This window comes from Kitasatospora sp. NPDC048298 (assembly GCF_043201465.1).
Lineage (GTDB): Bacteria > Actinomycetota > Actinomycetes > Streptomycetales > Streptomycetaceae > Kitasatospora.
Genome location: NZ_JBICYZ010000023.1, coordinates 95021 through 117216 on the forward strand (window position 1 = coordinate 95021; position 22196 = coordinate 117216).

13 protein-coding genes are annotated in these 22196 nt (G+C 72.4%); 3 read left to right on the forward strand and 10 right to left on the reverse strand.

Features of this window, described 5'->3' with window-relative positions; genetic code table 11:
* Nucleotides 1-69 precede the first annotated feature (69 nt).
* Nucleotides 70-2292 carry a hypothetical protein gene (locus tag ACGF0D_RS19030; RefSeq protein WP_392917630.1) on the reverse strand — a complete coding sequence of 741 codons (2223 nt, stop codon included), beginning with the start codon at nucleotides 2290-2292 and terminating at the stop codon, nucleotides 70-72.
* 10 nt (nucleotides 2293-2302) lie between these two features.
* Complete coding sequence (locus tag ACGF0D_RS19035) at nucleotides 2303-4873, reverse strand: DUF6603 domain-containing protein (protein ID WP_392917632.1); 2571 nt, start codon at nucleotides 4871-4873, stop codon at nucleotides 2303-2305.
* 265 nt (nucleotides 4874-5138) lie between these two features.
* Between ACGF0D_RS19035 and ACGF0D_RS19040 the strand changes: the two genes are divergently transcribed.
* Nucleotides 5139-6368 carry a ComEC/Rec2 family competence protein gene (locus ACGF0D_RS19040; protein WP_392917634.1) on the forward strand — a complete coding sequence of 410 codons (1230 nt, stop codon included), beginning with the start codon at nucleotides 5139-5141 and terminating at the stop codon, nucleotides 6366-6368.
* Between the two features lie 10 nt (nucleotides 6369-6378).
* Nucleotides 6379-8121, forward strand: coding sequence for a hypothetical protein (locus ACGF0D_RS19045; RefSeq protein ID WP_392917636.1), 1743 nt, complete (start codon nucleotides 6379-6381; stop codon nucleotides 8119-8121).
* 19 nt (nucleotides 8122-8140) lie between these two features.
* Here ACGF0D_RS19045 and ACGF0D_RS19050 read toward each other — a convergent pair whose 3' ends face one another.
* The 8 genes from ACGF0D_RS19050 to ACGF0D_RS19085 all read right to left on the reverse strand — a co-directional run bounded on the left by ACGF0D_RS19050 (nucleotide 8141) and on the right by ACGF0D_RS19085 (nucleotide 21251).
* On the reverse strand, nucleotides 8141-9721 hold the full coding sequence (locus ACGF0D_RS19050; protein ID WP_392917638.1) for an ATP-binding protein: 1581 nt from the start codon (nucleotides 9719-9721) through the stop codon (nucleotides 8141-8143).
* Complete coding sequence (locus tag ACGF0D_RS19055; RefSeq protein ID WP_392917653.1) at nucleotides 9718-10461, reverse strand: response regulator transcription factor; 744 nt, start codon at nucleotides 10459-10461, stop codon at nucleotides 9718-9720. Before ACGF0D_RS19055 ends, ACGF0D_RS19050 begins: the two co-directional genes overlap by 4 nt.
* Nucleotides 10462-10525: 64 nt before the next feature.
* A complete protein-coding gene (locus ACGF0D_RS19060) occupies nucleotides 10526-12073 on the reverse strand; it encodes a streptophobe family protein (protein ID WP_392917640.1) in 1548 nt (515 codons plus the stop codon).
* A gap of 92 nt (nucleotides 12074-12165) precedes the next feature.
* Nucleotides 12166-14451 (reverse strand): MMPL family transporter, encoded by a 2286-nt coding sequence (locus tag ACGF0D_RS19065; protein ID WP_392917642.1) that lies wholly within the window; start codon nucleotides 14449-14451, stop codon nucleotides 12166-12168.
* Between the two features lie 239 nt (nucleotides 14452-14690).
* On the reverse strand, nucleotides 14691-15164 hold the full coding sequence (locus tag ACGF0D_RS19070; protein WP_392917644.1) for a nucleoside deaminase: 474 nt from the start codon (nucleotides 15162-15164) through the stop codon (nucleotides 14691-14693).
* A 70-nt stretch (nucleotides 15165-15234) separates the two neighbouring features.
* On the reverse strand, nucleotides 15235-16131 hold the full coding sequence (locus tag ACGF0D_RS19075) for a universal stress protein (protein ID WP_392917646.1): 897 nt from the start codon (nucleotides 16129-16131) through the stop codon (nucleotides 15235-15237).
* 187 nt (nucleotides 16132-16318) lie between these two features.
* Complete coding sequence (locus ACGF0D_RS19080; RefSeq protein WP_392917648.1) at nucleotides 16319-20188, reverse strand: ATP-binding protein; 3870 nt, start codon at nucleotides 20186-20188, stop codon at nucleotides 16319-16321.
* A gap of 118 nt (nucleotides 20189-20306) precedes the next feature.
* Nucleotides 20307-21251: a hypothetical protein gene (locus tag ACGF0D_RS19085; protein ID WP_392917649.1), complete on the reverse strand. Its 945-nt coding sequence runs from the start codon at nucleotides 21249-21251 to the stop codon at nucleotides 20307-20309.
* Between the two features lie 237 nt (nucleotides 21252-21488).
* Here ACGF0D_RS19085 and ACGF0D_RS19090 point away from each other — a divergent pair, with 237 nt between their 5' ends.
* Nucleotides 21489-22055, forward strand: a complete 567-nt coding sequence (locus tag ACGF0D_RS19090; RefSeq protein ID WP_392917650.1) for a GNAT family N-acetyltransferase — start codon at nucleotides 21489-21491, stop codon at nucleotides 22053-22055.
* The last annotated feature ends 141 nt before the right edge of the window (nucleotides 22056-22196 follow it).

The following is a 22196-nucleotide window of genomic DNA, read 5'->3' on the forward strand; positions in this document are numbered from 1 at the left end:
CCTCGTCCGTGGGGCGTGCCTTGTCCGTGGGGCGTTCCTCGTCGGTGGCGTGGGGAGGCCGGCCGGCCGTCACTTCGGTGCCTCGATGACCAGTTGGGCCTGGGTGTTGAGGAGCTGCAGGCCGAGCACGCAGGGCGGCAGGTCCTTTTTGGCGTCCCACCGGGGCGGGCTCTCGCGGAGCTTGTCCTGCACGGCCGTCCGGAGCTTGCCGGTGTCCAGCACCTCGCGGGGACGGGAGGGGTCCTTCGGCTGCCGCAGGGGGATGCCGGTGAGGTCCCGGCCCATGCTGGAGCCCACCTCTCCGTCCCCGGAACGGGCGTAGCGCAGGCTGATCCGGTCGGTGTCGTCCAGGCCGAAGTGGAGCACCTGCGAGGGTTGGCGGAGGGTGACGCTCTCGGGGGCCGCCGTGAAGAAGGCCAGCAGGAGGTCGGCGGCGAGGAGTCGGGGCGAGCCGCTCAGCACGTCCTCCGTCCCCTGTCCGCCCTGCTTCTTGCGATGGGCGACGACCAGCAGGCCGGGCCAGTCCCGGCACAGGGCGGAGCGGAGCAGCATGCCCGCGACCGGCGGTGTGGAGGTGACGAGCACCTGGTGGTTGAGTTCCTCGTGCAGGGCAAGGTCGAGGCTGGTGCTGAGCCCGAGGCTGCTGGCTCCGGCCGTCAGGGCCCCGAGCCAGCCGGGGTCGACGTGGAAGAAGCGGACGCTCTCCTCGGGCAGGAGCCTCGGGTCGGGCACCAGGTGGTCGAAGGGGACGGCGGCGAGCAGCTTGGCCGGGTCGAGTCCGGCGCCGGTGACCCGGTCGAGGTGCTGGGCGACGACCGCGCGGACGGCGGCCCGGGCGTGGTCGCCCGTCGTGGCCCTCACCACCGGCTCCAGCGTCGGGGCGTCCGGCTCGCCGGTGACCGCCCCGGCCGCCCCGGATTCCGCGGCGGGTGCCGGTGGTTCGGCGAGCAGGGCGCGGCCCGTGGCGAGCCGGGCGAAGGCGGCGGTGGCGAGCGGTCCGGCGGCGGTCGCCGGGTTGACCGTCCCGGACCTGCCGGCCACCTCCTTCGGCTCCTGGCCGGTGTTGATGTCCAGCCCGCGGGCCAGGCGTTTGGCGAGTTCCTGGCCGGCCGTGGCGGCGGCCCCGCGGATCTCGCCGAGGGAGCGGGCCAGGTCGGTGTTGGCCAGCGTGACGGCCTTGCCCAGCGCGAACGCCGAGGCGTAGCTGACGTCGAAGACGCCGTGCGCCTGCGAGTAGATCAGGGCCTGCGCCTCCGAGACGAGGGTCTTGGCGTCGACGGGCAGCGGGTGCGGCACGACGGGGGTGAACGGCCCGCGGTACCAGGCGTAGGTGCGCGAGCCGTCGGGCAGCTGGTGGCCGACCGGGACGTAGCCGTCGGCCAGGCGCTTGGACACGGCCGTCTTCCCGGTGGAGCCGTCGGGCAGCCGCAGCGGCAGCCTGCCCGCGCTGCCGGTGGCGACCTGCTGCGCCACGGCGAGGAAGCCGGGTGCCGCGGTCTTCCTCTCGACCGTGAAGTCCCAGGCCCACAGGGACACCAGGCGTACCTTCTCGGCGGGAGTCCGGTCGGGCATCAGCGGTGCGCTGCCGGAGAGTTGGGCCTCGGTGAAGCCCTCCAGCGACACCACGTGCGCGGTGTACCGGCCGTCGGTGCGCGGCAGCCGGTTGGCGACCAGCACCGCGTGGTCACCGCCTCCGGGGCCAAAGACGCGCCGGACGTGGCCGAGCAGCGGCAGTTCACCGAAGCGGGGCAGGACGTCGGTGAAGCAGGCAACGGGTACGTCGATGACGCGGCACGTCTCCGGGTGCTTGGGGTCCTTCTCCGCGGCGAGGGCGGGCAGCAGGACCTTCGGCGGCTGTACGTGTCCCGTGCCGGGCAGCAACTCCCTGACCGGGCAGGTCTGGTCGGCCCGCCCGGTGGCCGCGTCGACGGGCAGGTCCTTCTCGTGGAGGACGAGCAGCGCCAGCCACGGCACGTCGGGCCGGCTCTTGGCGAGGACGCGTTCCCAGGGCAGGACGGCCGGGCTGAGGACGACGTGCGGCAGGACGTCGGCGAAGTTCCCGCTCGCGCCGGACGCCGGGTAGCAGGCGTGCACCTGCTCCGGGGTGAGCGCGAAGCGGGGACCGCGCACGTGCAGGGTGCGGGAGCCGGAGAACGTCTGGTCGACCTGCTGCGCCTTCGTCGTGTCCTTGACCGTGTGCTCGACCCTGATGACGTACTCGCCGGTCGGCACGCCCGGCCAGTAGTCGTGGAGGGCCAGATCGCGGGCGGCCCCCGTGGTGTCCGTCGTCATGGGAGCCGCCTCAGCTCTCGGTGCCGCGCGTCATCGGGTCGGCGCGCAGGTAGGAGTGGATGTGCCCGGCGTAGCCGGTGATGGAGTCGGTGAGGCTGCCGCCGGGCGGGACGGCCACCCCGCACGCCGTGAGCGCCTCCAGGAGGGGCTTGCGGTCGGTGCCGGTGAGCTTGGCGGCGAGCGTGCTCCGGTCGTACGGCCTGGTGGGGGCGCTGCCGGACTGGGCGGTGGCGAGGAGCGGCTTCTCGTCGATCCTCCGCTCCTCGCGGTCGACGGCCGCCTCCTTGGCCTTCACCGTGCCGCCCGAGGGGGGACGGCGCGGGGCGGTGATCCGGGTGCCGGTCAGACGGTCGACGAGCTCCGGCTTCGTCGCGGGCACCGGCAGTTGTGGGGCCTGGCCGGCGGACTTGAGCGGCTCGCCCCACAGGCCCAGCGGCACCTTGCCGGTGACCTGGCCGACCGTCCACCCGTACGGGTCCTCGGTAGGGTCGATGACGGCGCCGTCGTGGGTGACGGTGACCTTGTGCACGGACGTCGCCGTGACCCCGGCCGGGCGTACGGTGATGGTCTTGCCGGTGTCGGTCTTCCCGGTGTGGCCGGGGGTGACGAGGACGACCTGGGAGGCCGGGATGCTCGCCCGGGTCAGCACGGTGAAGCCGTCGCGGGACATCTCGCAGATCTCGTCGGGCTTCTCGGTGGCCCCGTCGGCGGGCTCCGCGGGCAGCCTGCCGCTCTCGACGACCACCTGCGCCACGGGGCCGGGCAGCATCCGGGAGACGAAGTCGCTCCAGCCGAGGGACTTGGGCTCGGATGGCGGGTCCTCCCCGAAGCGGAGGTCGAAGGTCCAGCCGAACGCGACGTACACGTGGGCGATGCCACCGGTGGGCGGGCCCCACAGGTCGAGGTCGACGCCGATCTCCGCGCTGATGGGGATGAGGATGTCGATGCGCACGCCGATCCGCACCGACATCGTCACCCGGAACTGGAACGGGTCCCACTGGATCAGCGCGTCGAGCACGGCGCGGCACCAGGCCTGGATGGGGCCCTCGTGGAACGCCACGTCGAGTTCGGCGCCGACCATGAACGCCGAGGGGGTCAGCGCCGCGTAGCAGGCGCCGCGCAGCGACACGGGCCCGGCGTCCCACTCGATGGCGAGCCGCCTGGCGGCCGGGTAGTGGAGCGGAACCTGGAACTTCGGGTGGTAGCCGCCGACGGTCAGCACGAAGTCGCCGGCGTGCTTCGGGCCGAACCACAGGACGAGGGCGGCGTCACCGGAGAGCTTGCAGGAGGGGTGCACCAGGAACGAACCGGGCTGGATCTGCGCCTGCACCCGCAGCGCGTTCTCCCGCGAGGTGTAGCTCGCCATGAGCGCCAGGGAGACGTGCGCGTAGCGGCTGCTGCCGGTGGACTTGAGCGGGAAGTCGGCGTCGGCCTGGCCGAGGAGCGCGAGAGTGATGTCCGACCCGCCGGTCAGGCCGAACTCTCCCAGCACCAGGGCGCGGGCGTGGATGAACTGGAAGGAGTCGAACCGCAGCCCGGCGGCCAGCCAGACGCGTCCCGGGGCCTCGCTGACCCAGGGCGCCTTCCCGGCGGCCGACCTGGTGAGGGAGTCGGCGAGCGTCATCGCGTCCGTGCCGCCGCCCGCGGCGGACGGCAGGAACGGGAAGGTGTCGATCTCGGAGATGTCCGGCAGCCGGACGGTGCTGTTGTAGCCGAACCCGGCGGCGGCCCCGGTCACCCGGAACGGCGGCGGCCCGACACCCTGCCCGGCGGGGAAGCCGAGCTGGCCGAAGACGAACAACGAGGGCTGGGCGTTGACGCGTTGGGCGTACCCGCCCACGGCGCTGAGGCTGAAGCTCGGCACGTCGATCACCGCGGCGCCCAGCAGGGAGACGAGATAGCCCTTCCGGACCTGGTTGATGAGGGCGCCGGAGATCTCGATCGGCGGACGGGAGAAGCCGATGCCCAGCCCGTCGAGCCGGGGGGTGATCCTCGCGGGGTCGTGCAGCGAGATGCCCAGGCCCATCCCCCTCCCGGAGAACTTCAGCCCGCCCATGTCGACACCCGCGTCGATCAGGAGCCACACGGTGCCGTCGGCGTAGCTCACCCCGAGGCGGTCCAGGCGCACCGGGCCGAGGACGCGGTCGACGGTGTACCAGGCCGTCGACGGCGTGCCGCTGAGGTCCTTCCCGTCGAGCGTGGAGATCGTCTCCTGGTCGTTCCGGCCGATCGCCCTCATGGACGGCGGCGGCGAACCGTCCTGCGTCCCCAACTGCAGCTGCTTGCCGCCCAGTTCCACGTCGAGGGCCAGCCGTGCCTTGCCGGGCCAGGAAGCCTCGGCGAGCAGCAGGGGAGTGCCCTGTCCGCCCATCGCCGTCAGCATCGCGTTGACCCGCTGGACGTCGGTGAGGACCAGCGCCCGGTTGGCGACGTCGACACACAGTCCCGTCAGCCGGACGTCGACCTCCTCCGGCACCTGCGAGCCCACGACGGGCAGGCTGGACAGGCCGGCCGACAGGTTGAGCCGGACGAGCAGGAGCCGCAGCGCGGCGCCGCCCTTCGTCGGGGGCGTGTCGGTCACGTGGTCACCTCCAGGGGGAAGGCCGATGGCCCAGGCTGATCCGATACGAACTGTTGGCTTCTGTGGCCCCACCGCTTTGTAGTCGACGTGGCCCGTATTGTCTGCCCGCGACCTGTGCTTGGCCGGGTGATATCACCCGATCGGTGGATGTGACTTGAGTTTCCCGGCTCGGTCGGATAGATGAGGGCTGTCAATGCCCGGGGTGGCGTGTGATTGCGAGGGGCAGGATGTCTTTCGTGCACGAATCCGATGCGAAAGGAACGACATGCCGGTCAAGGTGGTGTTCTTGAACGTGGGGCAGGGTGACTGCACGCTGATGACCTTCTATGAGCCGGGCGCAGCCAAGGCGCATGCGGCCGTACTGCTGGACTGCGGATCCAAGCCGGGGGGTGAGGTGGCGCCCCGGGAATCGGCGGGCGCGTCGGCGACGGGCGACGCCAAGAGGCGTATGACGGAACACGTGAAGCGAGAGATTGACAAGTGTCTGATGGATCTGAAGAATCCCGGAGTTCTGGATTACCTGATCATCAGCCATCCTGATGAGGACCACTTCAACCTCCTGGAGGAGATCTTCCTCGACTCCGAGCATCAGCTGCGCTACTCGGTGAAGAACGTGTGGCACTCGATGTCATCCGTCGACTACAAGGAGGAGAGGAGCGAAGTTCGGTTCGTGGAGACGCTTCTTGACGATCCCAACAGCTTGGCGAGTCCTGACCACAGTGTCGAGAGTGACCCGGTGCTGAAGCCGACTCAGGGGGATCCTGAAATGCTCTTCCCGAATCTTCCCGGCACTCCGAATCTCTATCATCTGAATGCGGGGGGAGCTCTTCCCTCCTCGAGGGATTCTGCGACCAGGACCAAGTACGTCCATTCCGCAAAAGAGAAGATCGCCAATCTGAACAGCCTTGTCTTCCTGGTCACCGGCGCACCCGACGGCAATGGGCAGCGGCAGAAGGTTCTGTTGATGGCTGACGCCCTCAAAGTGAACGAAGAATGTCTGATCAAGAACGACTCGAACGGGCTGTTGAAGCGAGAGAAAAACCTGTGGCTCAAGGTCGGGCACCACGGCAGCAAGACCTCGACATGCAAGGCCTGGCTGGACTACGTCACCCCTGATGGGCTCTTCGTCAGCACCGGAAAGGTCATTTTTGCAGGAAAGAGCGCGACCTGCACGGACAGCAACTTCAATGCGGAGCTCCTGAAGAACTGGGAGGACGTCAGGACCAGGCACAACATCCCGGAGCCGAAGGTCACCTCGCAGAAGAAACCGCTCAAGAGGCATTGGGACTACACCTACCAGAACAACACCGCGGCTCTGTCTGGCTTCGTGAACAGGGATGCGACCGGAAAGGGTGTCTTCAGCACCTTCGGCGGAGAGAGATTCGCCACCGGTAAGGCCACGACTGAATGGACCGGCCGGGACTGGATCCTGTGGATCGACCGGGCACCGGACGGATCGTACAAGCCCGGCGCGTACGAGATCTCTTACCAGTAGGAGGCCCGAGATGCCCCTGTCAGTGAAGAGCCTGACCGAGACCCTGGCCGCCGCCGCGAAGAAGGGCTCGCTGCTCATGCAGCCCGAGTACCTCCAACTCGCCCCGGCCGCCGACCTGTTCAAGAGCCACCTGAAGGACGGCGCGCTACAGCTGGACCCCGTCCGAGTCGACGGGCTCACGGTCGCCGGCCCCCTGTCGCTGTCCGGCGGGAGCACGGCACCGTCGACGGTCCGCTTCCTGACCGACTCGGCCGGCGCCACGGTGGTCGGCGTGCGGATCGACGCCGCCCTTCCCGGCGCCGGGACGGAACTCCCGAAGGAGGTGCGCAGGGGCCTGGTCCCGCTCGAACGCTTCGGCCTCGGCACCCTCCACCTGGTACTCGGCGTCGAACCGGGGGTGAACAGGACACAGCAGGCGCTGGTCGGAGCGGGAGCCGAGCTCGACTTCCCCACCGCCCAGGCCCACCCCAAGCCCTATGTGTGGGGGTATCCGCCGGCCAAGGGGAACATCTGGCTGCTCCAGGCCGCGTTCGACCCGGTCGCCATCACCGGGCTCGACTCCCTCCGCGCCTTCGCCTCGCTGGCCCAGGGCGGATTCGACCTGCCCTCCGACCTGGCCCCCGGCGCGGGCCTGGCGCTCACCGCACTGGCGATCGGCTGCGTCGTCGACGGCGGCACCTCCGGGGGAGGCGGCAAGGACCGGATCCTGGCGATCCAGCCGACGGTGATCCTGGGCCGGGAGTGGACACCGGTGGAGGGGGTCACCGTGAAGGGCCTCCGAGCCGACCTCTCCGTGCTCGATCCCTTCTCCCACCCCCAGCTGCTGACCACCCTCGGCGGCCGAGTCGAGTTCCCCGGCAGCGTGGCGGTCGAGGTGGAAGTGGGCCTACCGGAGCGCTCGTTGAAAGGCGTCCTCGCCGAGCCCGTGAACCTCGGGAAACTGGTGGCGGAGCGCTTCTCCGGCATCCCCGTCCCGAAGACGCTGACCGTCAGCGAGCTCGAACTGTGGGCCGAACTCGCCGCCGGCGCCAACAACCGGGGCTACGGACTGGACCTCGCTCTCACCGAGGTCTGGAAGGTCACCGACGGCGTCGAACTCGCCGCCGTCGTCCTCACCGTCTCGCACCAGGTGGGGCTCAAGTACGCCGGCGTCACCGCCGAATGGCGGCTCGGCACCGGGGTCCTGGACGTCACGGGCACGTGGTCCTCCGCCACCGGGTGGGCCTTCGCCGCCCACGCGGTCGGGCTCCAGCCCGCCGACCTCCTGAAGCACCTGGGCATCACCGCGCCCGAGCAGCTCAGGAGCCTGACCGTCGAGGAACTCGCCGTGGCCTTCGACACCCAGGGCCACTTCACCTTCGCCTGTGCCACCAGTGTCGCCGTCGGCAACAGCACCCTGTCCGTCGTCGTGTCCGTCATCGCCGACCGGACCAAGGGCAGCACCGTCGTCACCGGGGAGATGCGGCTGGCCGTACCGCTGGCCGACGGCACCGAACACCTCCTGACCTTCACCGTCGACTACGGCAAGGATCCGACCGGCCGCGTCCTCACCGCCCGCTGGAAGGGCACCCCGGGCATCACGGTCCGCGAACTCGCGGACGCGCTGGAGCTGGACCTCCTCGAAGAGGTCCCCCAGGAGGTGCTGCCCACCCTCACGTCGCTCGGGCTGCGCTACGACACGCTGTCGAAGCAACTGCTCGTGCTCGCGGAGACGAAGTCCGCGAGCGTGGCGTTCGCCTCCCTGCCCGGCTGATCCAGGGCGGCGGCACGGTTCAACGGTCCGCCGCCGGGGGCAGCGGTAGGAGGACGCGGAAGGTGCAGCCCCGGCCCGGGGCCGTGTCGAGGGTGATGCGGCCTCCGTGGGCGGCGACGAGGGCCTGGGCGATGGCGAGGCCGAGGCCGGAGCCGCCGGTGGCGCGGTTGCGGGAGTCGTCCGTGCGGTAGAAGCGGTCGAAGACGTGTTCGCGTTCGGTGGGGGTGAGGCCGGGGCCCTGGTCGGCGACCTCCAGGACGGCGTGGGTACCGGCGGTGCCGACGCCGATGCGGATCGGGGTGCCGGGCGGGGTGTGGGTGACGGCGTTGCCGATCAGGTTGGTGACGACCTGGCGGAGCCTGGCCTCGTCGGCCACGGCGGGGGCGTTGGACGGCTTCCCGCCACCGGGGCCGGTGAGGGTGACGGGGCGGTCCTTGTCCAGCGCGCGCACGTCGCGCAGGGCGTCGGCGGCCAGGGTGCGCAGGTCCATCGGTTCGAGGTCGAGGGCGAGGGCCGGCGCCCGGCCGAGACCGGCGGCCGCGTTGTGGGTGTCCTCGTCGAGGCGGGCGAGGAGGAACATCTCCTCGACGAGCCGGGTGAGGCGTTGGGACTCCGCGGCGATCCGGGTCATGGTCCGGTCGAGGTCCTCACGGGTGGACAGCGCGCCCATGCCGTAGAGGTCGGTGTAGCCCTTGATCCCGACCAGCGGCGTGCGCAGTTCGTGGCTGGCGTCGGCGAAGAACCGCCGCGCCCTCGACTCCGCCTCCGCGCGGGCCCGGAACGCCGTGTCGATCCGGGTGAGCATCTGGTTGAGACAGGCGGCCAGGCGTCCCACCTCGGTGTGCGGAGCGGCCAGTTCGGGGACCCGGTGGGAGTAGTCGCCGGCGGTGATCGCCGTCGCGGTCTCCTCGATGCGGGTCAGGGGACGCAGGCCGGAGCGGACGGCGAACCAGCCGACGGCGGTCAGCACCGCGAGCAGTGCGGCCCCCATGGTCAGCGAGAGGTTCCGGGCCTTGGCGGTGGTGCGGTCGACCTCGTCGAGGGCGGTCGCCACGACCACGCTGCCCTGGCCACCGGAGTCCGGCGGGACGGGCTGGGTGAAGGCGGGCTGGGTGAAGGCGACCACCCGCCACTCGTGCTCGCCATCGTGCGAGGGCACGGTGAACGGGCGGCCCCCGTGGGCGAGGACGGCCTCGTGGTCGAGCGGCGGGAGCTCGGGCCCGCCACCGGGTGGGGAGGGGCTCACGTCGAACGCCCTGCGGGTCGCGCCGTCCTCGTCGAGGTAGGTCACGGTGGTGTCCCCGATGACGCCCAGGGCCTGCACGCCCGTCGGGGTACCGGTGCCGGCGGGCGGCGAGATGCGGGCCGCGACCTGGCCGGTCAGGACGAGCCGGTCGTCGACCCGGTCCTGGAGGTAACCGTGCAGGGCGGAGGTGACGAGCAGGCCCGTGCCGAGCAGGCCGACGGCGACCAGGGCGATGGACAGGCACAGCAGGCGCGTGCGCAGCGACAGTCCGTTCAGCCCGCGCCGGAGCGAGGACGGCAGGCGCGGTCCCGGGGCCGGAGCGGCGGCCGGGGACGGCGGTGCGGACCGCGTCACGGGCGGGGCCCCCTGATCACGTACCCCACCCCGCGGACGGTGTGGATGAGCTTGGGCTCCTCGGTGTCGACCTTGCGGCGCAGGTAGCTGATGTAGGTGTCGACGATGCCGGCGTCACCGCCGAAGTCGTACTCCCAGACGCTCTCCAGGATCTGGCTCTTCGTCACGGTCCGTCCGGCGTTCGTCACCAGGAAGTGCAGCAGGCGGAACTCGGTCGGCGACAGCCGCACGCTGTGTCCCGCCCTGGTGACGTGGTGGCTGTCGGGCTCGATCTCCAGGTCGCCCACCGTGATCCGGGCCGCCTGCTCGCCGCGGGTACGTCGCAGGACGGCGTGGATCCGGGCGATGAGCTCCTCCAGGTCGAAGGGCTTGGTGATGTAGTCGTCGCCGCCGAGGCTCAGGCCGTGCAGGACGTCCTGGCGGTCCTCGCGCGCGGTGACGAAGAGGACCGGCACGTCGCCGCCGCGGCCGGGGTGCGGGGCCCGGGGCTGGGCCCGCAGCCGGCGGATCACCTCGAAGCCGTCCAGGTCGGGGAGCATGACGTCGAGCAGGACGAGGTCGGGTGTGTGCCGTGCGGCGAGGTCGAGGGCCTCGCGCCCGGTGCCGGCGGCGTCGACGTCGAAGCCGGCGTAGCGCAGGGCGGTGCGCAGCAGTTCCCGGACGGTGGGCTCGTCGTCGACGACGAGCAGGTGGTCCGGTCGGTCCCCCGTGGGTCGTGCCGGGGGTGTCGGTGCCGCCATGGGGTGGATCGCCGCCTTCGGGGACAGGGTCGGGTGGGGGTTCTCCCAGGAGATCACACGGAACTCAGGAGGCGGGTTCGGAGGAGCTTCGGGAGGATGCCGAGCGGGCGGGCGTGGGGGCGGCGCGCCGGGGCGTGGCCTCGGGGGCAGGGGTGTCCAGGTCGCGGCGGCGGGCCCGCCGCTCGTGGAGGCGGCTGCCGCCGTAGCCCGCGAGGGCGCCCAGGGCGACGGCGGCGAGCGCCGACAGCCCCGGACGTCCGTCGAGACCGGCGGTCATGCCCCCCATCTCGTTGCCCATGAGGCTGACGCCGATCCGCAGCGACCCGCCGGCCGCCAGGGGCAGCAGGAGGAACGGGAGGCCGAGCGCGACCCCCAGGCGCATGGCGGTCTCGACGTGCCGGCTGAACACGGCCCGGGACTCCTCCCGCCGGGTGCGCGCCGGGGTGCGGGCGGCGGTGACGTACCCGGCCACCACCGCCAGGAGCAGCACGAGCAGCAGCCCGATCAGCCAGACCGGCAGACCCGCGCCCGACCAGCCACCGACGCTCAGGGACTTGTCCGCGCCCGCCGCGTCGCCCTGGTCCGCCCCGCCGAACATGCCGAACATCCCGCCGCCCTGGGGCTTCAGGCGGTGCGTGCCCGCCTCCCACGGGGTTCCCAGTCCGGAGGTGAGCAGCACGGCGAGCAGGTTCGGGCCGAGGAGGAGCAGCGCCCCGGCGGCCTTGGCCGCCTGCTCCCGGCCGGTCAGGGCCGCGACCCCGGCCACGAGGGCGACGGCCAGGACCGTGCAGCACAGCACGGCCGCGATGCCCGTCACCGTGGACGTGACGGCGTGCCACCTCAGCCGCACCGGGCCCAGGGTGAGGGCGCGCGACAGCGTCGTCCGCCGGGCCGCGACGCAGCCGATGCCGAGGACCGCGCACACCCACAGCAGCCCGAAGAAGACGGTCACCGCCGTGTCGGTGTCGAAGACCACCGAGGACAGCCCCGAGGTGAGGCTGCCGCCACCACCGGCGCCGCCGAACCGGCCGAGCGCTCCGGACGAGCCGCCCTTGCCGAACCGTTCCGTCACGCTCTCCGGCAGCCGGGCCGTTCCGTGGGCCGCGCCGGCCAGCAGGGGGAAGGCCACCGCCGCGACCGACACCGCGCCGCCGAACCGGGCCCACAGCATCTCCGAGGCGGGCTGCGGCCGCCGGTACAGGGGCCGGAAGAAGCCGATCGCCAGGACGGCGGTGCCCAGGAAGGTCAGGGTCAGGGGCGTCATCGACACCAGGCCGGTCAGTCCGAGGTTGAGGCCGCCACCGCCACCTCCGCCCAGTCCGCCGAGCAACCCGCCGAGGCCGCCGCCGAATCCGAGCCCGCCGAGCCCGCCGTCGCCGCCCGACCCGGCGGAGGCCGCCGACTTCACGGTGATGTCGCCGCCGAAGGCCATGCCCATGAGCGCGGGCACCAGGCCGGAAGCCGGAGCGATCGCGCCAGCGCCGAGGGCGGTCAGTGCCGCCCAGGCGGCGGCGGCCATGGCCACCAGGGCGGCCACGGTGGACAGCGCTCCTTCGAGGACGTGGCGCCAGAGCGTGCGGGGAGGAACGGGACGCGGCGGGGCGACGGGCATGAGCGGCCTCCTGAGAGGGTGGGGATTCGGGGTGGCGTGCCGGAGGAGCGGGCGGGCGGCGCAGCCCGGCCGGAGGAGGGGGAGCGGACGGCTCAGCTACCGGACGGACGGTGGCTGCCGCTTCCGGAGGCTTCGACGACAGCGGCCGGGCTCTCGCCGGGTGACGCCTCGAAGGCCGCGGACAGGGCCGCGCGCGGGGCCCGTCCGAGCCGCTCGCCCTCGACGTCGAGGTCGGGCAGGAGGCGGTCCAGCCAGCCGGGCAGGTGCCAGGCATGCCGGCCGAGCAGGGCCAGGACGGCCGGAACGAGCGTCATGCGGACGACGAACGCGTCGAGGAGGACGGCCGCGGCCAGCCCGAAGCCGATGGTCTTGAGCATCTGCTCGTCCGAGCCCAGGAACGAGGCGAACACCGCGATCATGATCACCGCCGCGGCGGTCACCACCCGCGCGCTGTGCTCGAACCCGCTGACCACGGCTTCCAGCGGCGGCTGCCCGTGCACGTGCGCCTCGCGCATCCTGGTGACCAGGAACACCTCGTAGTCCATGGCGAGGCCGAAGACGACGCCGACCATGAAGATCGGCATCATCGACATCACCGGCCCCGGTTCCGCGACCCCGAGCAGGGACCCCAGCCAGCCCCACTGGAACACCGCGACCACCGCGCCCAGCCCGGCCACGACCGACAGCAGGAAGCCCAGCGCCGCCTTGAGCGGCACGAGCAGGGACCGGAAGACGGCGATCAGCAGCAGGAACGCCAGGCCGACCACCAGCCCCAGGTACGGGACCAGCGCGTCGGACAGCTTCTGCGAGACGTCCACGTTCATCGCGGTCGAACCGGCGACGAGCACGCGGGCGCCGCCGTCTCCGGCCGGCGCCGGATCACGCAGCGCGTGGACGAGGTCGCCGGTCTCCGTGCTGCCCGGCGCCGAGGCCGGCACGACGTTCAGGACGGCGGTGTCGCCGGACGCGCTGAGCTTCGGCTGCCCGACCGCGGCGACGTCCTGCCTGCCCGCGAGCTCCTCGGCGACGCCCTTCGCGGCAGTCTCGGCGCCGGCACCGCCGTCGGCCTGGACGACGACGGTCAGCGGGCCGTTGTAGCCCGGGCCGAAGCCCTCGGAGATCAGGTCGTACGCCCGTCGCTGGGTCGTCGACACGGGCTTGCTCTCGTCGCCCGGCAGGCCCATCTCCAGGGAGGCCGCCGGAACCGCGATCACGCCGAGGAGGGCGACACCGCCCAGCAGGACGGCGACCGGCCGCCTGACCACGAACCGGGCCCACCGCACGCCCAGATACGCCCGAGGCGCGCCGTTCACCTCCGCCCTCCGGCGCCGCGGGCGGGCCGGACCGATCCGGCGGCCGCAGATCCCGAGCAGGGCGGGAATCAGCGTGACCGCGATCAGCACCGCCAGGACGACCGTGCCGGCCGCGGCGAGGCCCATCTGCGTCAGCAGCGGGATGCCCACCACACCCAGCCCCGCGAGGGCGATCACCACGGTCAGACCGGCGAACACCACCGCCGAGCCCGCGGTGCCCACCGCGTGGGCGGCGGCCTCCTCACGGCTGCGGCCGCCGTCCCGGTCCCGGTCCCGGTCTCGGTTTCGGTTTCGGGTGAGTTCGGCACGGTAGCGGGAGACCACGAACAGCGCGTAGTCGATGCCGACGGCCAGCCCGATCATGGTGGCGAGGCCCGTCGTGGTCGACCCGAGACCGAGCGGCTGCGCCAGCACCCGGATGGCCAGCCCGCTGATGCCCACGCCGAGGACGGCCGTGAGCAGCGGAAGCCCGGCCGCCAGCAGCGAGCCGAACGTGACGACGAGCACGATGGCAGCCACCGCCAAGCCCAGCGCCTCCGAGGAATGCCCGCCGGGCGTCGCGTTGACGGCGTTGCCGCCGACCTCGACCGACAACTCCGGCGAGCGCGCCTGCTCGACCGTCGACAGCAGCGCGCCCCGCGAGCCGTCCTCCAGCTTCGACGCGGGCACCTGGTACGAGACCTGCGCGTACGCGGTCGTGCCGTCCCCGCTCACCGACCGGGCGGCGAACGGGTCCGTCACCCGCGCGACCTGCGGATCGCCGCCGAGCGCCGCGACCGTCCTCCCGATCGCCTCCCTCGCGCCGGGATCGGTGACCTTGCCGTCCTGCGCACGGAAGACCACCCGGGCCGTCGCACCGTCGGCGTTCAGCTCCGGGAAGCCCTCCTTCAGTACGTCGTACGCCTGCTGCGCCTGCGTACCCGGCATGGAGAAGTCGTTCGGCGGCGGCGCGGCGGCCCGCCCGGCCAGCACCCCCGTCCCCAGGAGCAGTCCCACCCACAGCAGGGCGACCAGCCAGTGTCTCCGGAAGGAGAACCGGCCCAGCCTGGAAAGGAACGTGGCCACAGCGAGGCTCCACATCAGTCGGCGATCATCGGAAAACCGGCACCGACGTTCTCAGCCCGCTCTGGCCGCCTTCGGAGAGAATCTGGGAGTCCTCTGAGAACCCGGGCCGCCGCCCGCGGCCGGCACGACGGCAACCGGGCGCTCCCGCGCTCGCCGCGCCGGGATTCCCAGGAAGCTCTTCCACTTCGGGCGCCGGCCCGGGCGGCCGTCCGGGGGCTGGTCTCCCGATCCGTCGTCCGTCAGCCCCAGTACCCCGTGTGCACGGCGGAGGCCTCCTCGAAGAGGTGCGGGCCGGAGACCTCCACGGTGTTGCCGCCGGCGGCGAAGACCTGGCGGCAGGGCAGGTCGAGCACCGGTTCGTCCGGGTCCACTCCGGCGATGGCGTTCAGGTCGGTGGCGGAGAGCGCGTAGACGACCTGCCGGATGCCGCTCCAGTAGATCGCTCCGGCGCACATCGCGCAGGGCTCGGTGCTGCTGTACAGGACGGTCCCGTTGAGCAGGTGCGGGGCCAGGGTGCGGCAGGCCTGCCGGACCAGGTTGGTCTCCGCGTGGGCGGTGACGTCGTGGTCCGTCAGCACGGTGTTCTCGGCCGTGAGCAGGACGCCTCCGGACGGGTCGGTCAGCAGGGCGCCGAAGGGGTGGTTGCCGTGGGCGCGGGCGGAGGCCGCGAGGTCGATGGCCGTGAGCAGGTGGGTGCGGGTGTGGTCGGTCACTGGCGGACTCCTCAGGGGCGGAAGGGGCGGAGCGAGTGGGGGCCGAACGGAGGGCGCGGCCGATCCGGGCTCACTGCGGGTGAGCGGGCACGGTGACGACCGGGCAGTGGGCGCGGCGGAGCAGGCCGTGGGGCACGGAGCCGAGGCGCATGCCGGTGAAACCGCCGTTGCCGCGCCGGCCGACGACCACGGCGAGGGCGTGCTCGGCGGCGCGGGCCAGCTCCTCGACCGGGTGGCCGTGCACGACCTCGTGGGTCACGTTCACGTCCGGGTGGTGCTCGTGGCGTCCCGTGGTGGACTCGAAGAGCAGGCGGTGCAGCAACTGCTCGGTGGCGGGCTCGTCCGGGCTGCCGGCCGGCGGGCGCTGCCAGACCCACAGGACGCGCAGTGCGGCCCGGCGCTCGTCCGCGTACGCGAAGGCGAAGTCGACGGCGGGTTCCGAGGACGGGCTGCCGTCCACGCCGAGCACCACGTACGGCGGGTCCTGGGTGGTGTGCTCGGGGTCGCGGACCACGACCACCGGGCAGTGCGCCTGGGCGCTGACCGGGACGGCCACCGAGTACGTGCTCAACGCCTCCTCGATCCGGCTCAGCCGCCGGGAGCCGAGGACGACGAGCGAGGCCCGGCGGGACTCCCGGCACAGCGTGGGCGCCGGGACGTCCTCGGCCACGACGGCGGTCACGGCCAGCCCGGGGTGGCGCTCCCGGGCGACGGCGGCGGCCCGGTCGAGCGCCCGGTCGGCCCGCTCGCGCAGGGCCTTGTGGTAGCGGCCCTCGTCGAACGGCCGGAACTCCCGGTACAGCGACGGCACGGCGTGCACCAGTCGCAGCGGCAGGCCCTTGCGGGCTGCCTCGTCGGCGGCCCAGGCGGCGGCCATCGAGCCGGTGTCGTGGGCGTCGACGCCGAGGACGACGGGACCGCCGGCGTCGTCGGCGTCGTCGGGGTCGTCGGAGCTTGCGGACGTCATGGTGGTCCTCCTCGGCCGGTGAGGCGTTGCCGTCGGTGACTCTCGGTATCCGACTGGCCCGGTACGGGGCCGGGTCCGTGGACCCGGCCGTCCGTACTTCCATGGCACCACCGAACGCCGACTTCGGCAGGGTCCGGCCGGTCCCTGCGCAGGGCCTGCGGTGCTACGCCGGGGACGTCCTGGCCGGTCAGGCGAGCGGCACCCGTGCCAGAGCAGCCCGCACGGTGGCCGCGAGGTCACCGACGTGGACGCCGAGGTCGCGGAGGTGCCGGGCGGTCTCCTGCACGGGCAGGTCGACACACCGGGCGATGCGGACGAGATGAGCGAGCAGCATCGGAGAGTCCTTCGGGCCGGGCATCACCAGACCGTCGGCCGTCAGCAGACGCAGGGCCGCCCCCTGGGTGAGACCGGACGGTAGGTCGTCGCGGGACACGCGCAGACCGTAGGAGCGCAGCCGGGCCGCCAGTTCCCGGGGACGTCGGCCCAGGTCCCTGGCGGCCAGGACCAGCAGGTAGAACGGGATCTCGTCGTCCGGGCTCAGCCAGAACCACCAGACATCGTGCAGTTCGTCCGAGATGCTCTGGGCCATGTCCTCGTAGCGGAACAGCTCGCGATCGAGTTCGGTCTGGCGCTGTGGCAGGACCATGCCCGTTCGCACCCCGTACGCGGCCAGCCGGCTGGTCAGTACCCGCAGGCTGAGCCCCAGGTTCTCCGCCACTTCCATGAGCTGGTGGAAGGTCGGGGCACGGTCCGTCCGGAAGGGCGACCAGTCGACCTCCCACTCACCGGCCAGCAGGTCGAAGTCGTCCAGTGACTCCCGGCAGGTCGGCTGTGGCGGCAGGGTGAAGCCGAGGTGCTCGTACTCGGCTCGGACGTCGTCGGCGGACAGGCCCGACCATTCCCGGGCGGACATCAGCTGCCAGGGGGGAAGTGGCCCGGCAGCACTCGCCCACGGCCACCTCCCGTCGTGTTCCTGGCTGAGCCAGTTGAGATACGTGTGGTCCACTCGCTTGGGGAACTCGAACGGCTCCACTGTCAGGCCATAGCGTTCGAGTCGACGCCGTACCTCCAGCGGGCTCAGGCCGGTCCGCAGAGCGGCCTGGGCCACGTGGCCGGGTGGCACGGGCCCGTCGTTCCAGATCTGCCTGTACTCGCCGATCTCGCCGTCCTGGTAGAGCAGTTGGAGGTCAATCTCGTCAGGGGTGCCTTCCGGCAGATCCTCGGGCACGACGGTTATGCTGTACTCTCGCAGTCGTGCCGCCGCTTGTGCCGTGCTCACTCCGAGCGTCGCGCCGACTTCCAGCAGGTCACCGACCGTCCTGAACGAGCGGCGGCGACCGTGCCGGTCGTCGATCCAGCGCATGCCCGAACCGTCCCGGTCGTCCGAGTCGGCAGTCTCGGCGACAACGAGGTCGTCCACTCCGAAGAGCCTCCGCCGTTCCGCCGGGCCGGCCGGACTGCAGCCGAGCCGTCGAGCGGCAGCGAACATGTCCGACCGATTGGTTTCACTGAAATCGCGTGTTCCCGTGAGCACCTCCAGGTCCGACGGCCAGGCCCTGGCCACCTCGTATGGTTCGGCCAACTCCGGTACCAGTTCGATGAGTTGACGCAGAAGATCGGTGCTTCCGTGGGCCAACGTCCGCCAGAGCAGGATGTGGTCCGGAAGCGACTGGAAGGACGACGCTGTCGGTCGTGGCGTGCGGCTGTTTGCTGCCAGGAGGCCGTTGTGGATCGCCTGGTCCAGCGGGAACCAGCCGGTCACAGGGAGAGCCTTCGGTTGCCAGTACTCACCGAAGCCGGCTCCCGACTGGTAGACCGCCTCCGTCACCAGATCCGCTGTCCGCGGGCTGCTCTTGGTGACTTCCCCCAGCCACATCGGGGTGAAGAACTTCGCTCCGCGCGCCACCAGGGCGGGTGCCGCGCCCGCCAGCAGTTCCTCGACGCGGGGGGACACGTCCTCGAGCACCGTGAGGCGATCAGTGCTGAGCTGTCTCGGGGCGTAGTCCCCGCTCAGGTTCACCACGACACCTCGGTCGCCTGACAGCACCCCGATGCGTTCGTGCGGTTCGATCCGAAGGCCGTCCACCAGCAGTTGGCCGCCGTCCCTGCACCAGATCACCTGCGCGCCTTCGGGACTGTCGGTCCATTCCACCAGGTGGTCGTGCACCGCGCCGTCCGTTGCTCCGGTGCCCGACGGTCCGAACACCCCCGGCTCCCACTCCCTTCTCCGCCCGCCGTGCTGCGCCGCCGTCGGGAACTCGGCGATGCACAGCACCTTCGCAAGGGCGTCCAGCCCGGACCAGGAGCGGCGCCGCTCCCGCAGGTAGAGCCGCACCCGGGTGCCGGGCCTGCTGCCGTGTTCCTCCTTCTCGCCGATCCGGAACAGGTGGTTGGGCCCGAGGATGTGCGCCTCGACCAGTGGTCCTGGCATGCCGTCGAGCCCCATGCGGCAGGACTCCACCCGGATCTCGTCCGCGAGCATGAAGTACGACAGGACGCCGATTCCGAACCGACTGTTGGGGTGGAGCCGGACCGGGGGGTCGACGCGTTCCCACTGCGCCTGCTCCAGCAGGAAGTCGGGCTGTTCGGCGAAGCGGGCGCCGGCGTTGGAGAACACGCCGCGCAGTTCCGCCTCGCCCATGCCGATGCCGTCGTCGGTGCACTCCAGGTACTCGCGGCCGTCCTCGTCGACGCCCTGGACGAAGTCGATCCGGCCCTCGTACGGGTGGAAGGGCCGGCCGGAGCGCTCCAGGTACTGGGTTCTGGCCCTGCGGTAGCGGGAGGCGTCGAGGGCGTTCTGGTACAGCTCGCGTACGGCGAGGTCGCAGTCCTTGTAGAGCTGGGTGCCGGTCAGCAGGCCGCGTACCCGGCGGTCGTCGAGTCGGAACCGTGCGCCGCTGGTGAAGGTCCCCTCCGCCGGGACGACGCCGTCGGCGGAGATCCGCGCGGGCAGGGGTGGCATGGGCTGGGCGATCCGGTCGGGCACGGCGCGCCCGACCGCGAGGAGCAGCCCGTCCAGGCGCGCCGCGTGCTCGCGCAGGGCCTCCACGACGGCCTCGTGCTCGCAGACCGCCTTGAGGACCGGCAGCTCGGGGGAGCCGCCCCACGCCGTCGTGGCCAGGGTCCGCCGCAGCCCGTCGAGGTCGACCGGGTTCGGGACCCCGATGTGCTCGACCACCGTGTCGGGGAGCACGGCGGGTTCGATCGCTGCGCCGTACGCGACGGCCAGCAGCAGGCCGGCCCGCCGTTCGCGGATGCGCTGGCGGCCGGGGCCGGGCAGGAGTTCGTCGGCCTCCAGCCGGCCGAGGTGCTCGGGGTTGCAGATGTCGGCGCCGATCCGTAGGCCGGCGAGGATTCTGGCGAGGCGCCGGATGCCCACCGCCTCGGTCAACGGACCGCTGTCCGCGGTGAGTTCGGCTTCGAGGGCGGCCAGGGCCGCCATGCCCTTGTCGTCCTGCGCGAGCCAGTGGCGGTACAGCCACCAGCCGGTCGCCGACGCTGCCTGCGGGCGCAGTTCGGCCCGGTTCACCAGCAGGTCGTGGCCGGCCAGGAAGGACTGGTAGCCGGCCCGCCATCCGGTCGCTCCGCGCCGCGGCCGCAGGTCGGTGGGGTCGGCCTCGAGTCGGGAGGTCGTGAGCAGGAGTTGGTGGGTCTGATAGAGGTAGGGCAGCAGGACGAGCAGCCCGGCCTCGGCCGGGTAGAGGTCGAGCGCGCCGTCGGGCTCACCGAGCAGCCACTCCACGCGGTCCGCGAATCGCGTGGCGAACCCGGGGTCGGCCCACGGGTCCCCGGCGGTGTGCTGCTCGGCGCCGTCCCGGACGGCGGCCAGTCGTTCGGCCAGCCGGGCGGCGTGTCGCCGGTGGGGCTCGGTGTCGCGCTGCGCCGCGTGGGCCCAGATTCCGGAGTCCAGGACGGCGCGGACCCACGGGTCGCTCGACGGGGCGGTGCCGGCCGGGGCTGGGGCTGTCTGGACCGTCATCGAGCCGACCTGGCCGACCTGGATGACCGTCTTCTGGGTCCCCCCGTCGATGGTGTTCGTGACGTTGTACCGATCCACCCGCTGTCCCTCCCCGGTCACCGCGTGGGGACAGCTTAGGTGGACGGGGCAGGCGGCTGTCGTACGGGTGAACAGCGGCTCGTACCGGCCCGGGAGGACCACCGGGAGCGTGGGTGGTTCAGCGGAGGAAGTAGTCGGGGGTTCGGACGGACAGTGTCGACGCCAGCTTGCGCAGATCGGCTTCGGTGTTCTCCTTTCCGTCCGCCGACATGACGATCAGGTAGTCGTCGCGGCGGACGAAGTAGAAGACGACATAGGGATTGGCTCTGCGCCAGGTGCCCGGCGCGACCTGTTCGCAGCCTTCGGCTCTGACCGTGCTGCCGAGGCTCGTCGCATCGCAGACGGGTGGCCTGAAGGCGGGCGGCACGGGCTCCACGGTCACCCGGATGGCCCAGCGGTTCAGGTCGTCGGGGTCGACGCCCTGCCGGTCGGGCAGCAGGAGGAAGCCGAACCACGAGCCGGGCTTGCTGGTCAGCGGCGGCCGCATGCGGTAGCCGGCGACATCGGGTGCGTACAACGGGACGCCAGCGTCGGTGAGTTCGTTCCGGGCGCGGTCGTCCGCGCGGTGGCCCCCGACCAGTGCCGAGAGCGGCCAGAGCAGGGCGAGGACGACCAGCAGCACGACCCGGGGCCACCGCAGAAGCGGCCCGGGCGCGGTCAGGGCGGCCGCTATCGCGAACAGCACCGCGTCGGCGAGTGGCAGCAGTCCGTCCGGCAGGCTCCAGGCCCCGGCCCGGGCCTCGAGCTCGAACTGCAGCCAGCAGAGGACGACGGCCGCGGCGGCCACCCGCCAGGCCGGCCGGACGCCCGCCAGTCGCAGCGCCAGCCAGCTCGCCAGGAAGACGAGGAGGGCCGCCACCGGGGCGAGCAGCAGTGCCCACCCCAGGCAGCTCCACCCCTGCTGCGGATCGCACGGGAGGAGGCGCTGCCACGGCAGTGCGGTGAGCAGGAGCGCCACCGCGCCGAGCCCGGCCCCCACCAGCGCCGACCTGGCCGTCCGGGATCCCACGACCGCCCGCCACCAGGTGATCCCGTCGATCCGCCGCGACGTCCCCCAGGGCATGCCCACGCTCCCGCCGTCCCCTCCGCGATCTCGTTCCGGCGGCCGATTCTGTCGCACGGCCGCGGGGATGGCCTGAGTACGTGTACTCAGGCCCGGCGGACCACGGCGGACCACGGCGGACCACGGCGGACCACGGCGGACGGTGGCGGACCACAGCGGCCCGGCGGCCGTTATTCGGTGGGGGCTTCGCGGTCCGGCCGGTTAGGCTGCGGGCATTTCTCGGGGAGGAAACGATCGATGACCGTGCTCTCGCTGCTGCCCGTCAGCACCGAACGGCTCCTGCTGCGTCCGTTCACGCCGGATGACCTCGACGACCTGCACGCCTTCCAGAGCCTGCCCGAGGTCGCCCGCTACCTCTACCGGCCGCCGCTCACCCGTGAACAGTGCGCGCAGAGCCTGACGCGGCGGGCGGCCGGCACCGCGTGGTCCGAGGACGGCCACGACCTGGTGGTCGCCGTCTGCCCGGTCGGCGAGGCGAAGGTCGTCGGCGAGATCGTGCTGAAGCTCGCGAGCGCGTCGGCCCGCCAGGTCGAGATCGGCTGGACCTTCAACCCGGCCTACGCCGGCCGGGGTTACGCGACCGAGGCGGCGCGCGCGGTGGCCGCGCTGGCCTTCGTCGAGCTGGATGCCCACCGGCTCTTCGCCCGCCTCGACGTGCTCAACACCGGGTCGATGCGGGTCTGTGAGCGCCTCGGCATGCGCAGGGAGGCGCACCTCGTCGAGAACGACCTCGACGGCGGGCGCTGGGGCAGCGAGTACGTCTACGCGACGCTCGCCCGGGAGTGGAAGGCCGAGCGGGCCTGAGCGGTGGTTGAGAGGCGCCTCGCGCGGGAGCGGGGGGGGGGGGGGCCGCCCCCCCCCCCGCGGCCCGGCGCCCCGGCGGGGGCGGCCCCCCCCGGGGGCGGGGGGGGGGCGGCCGGGGGGGGGGGGGGCGGGGGGGGCGCC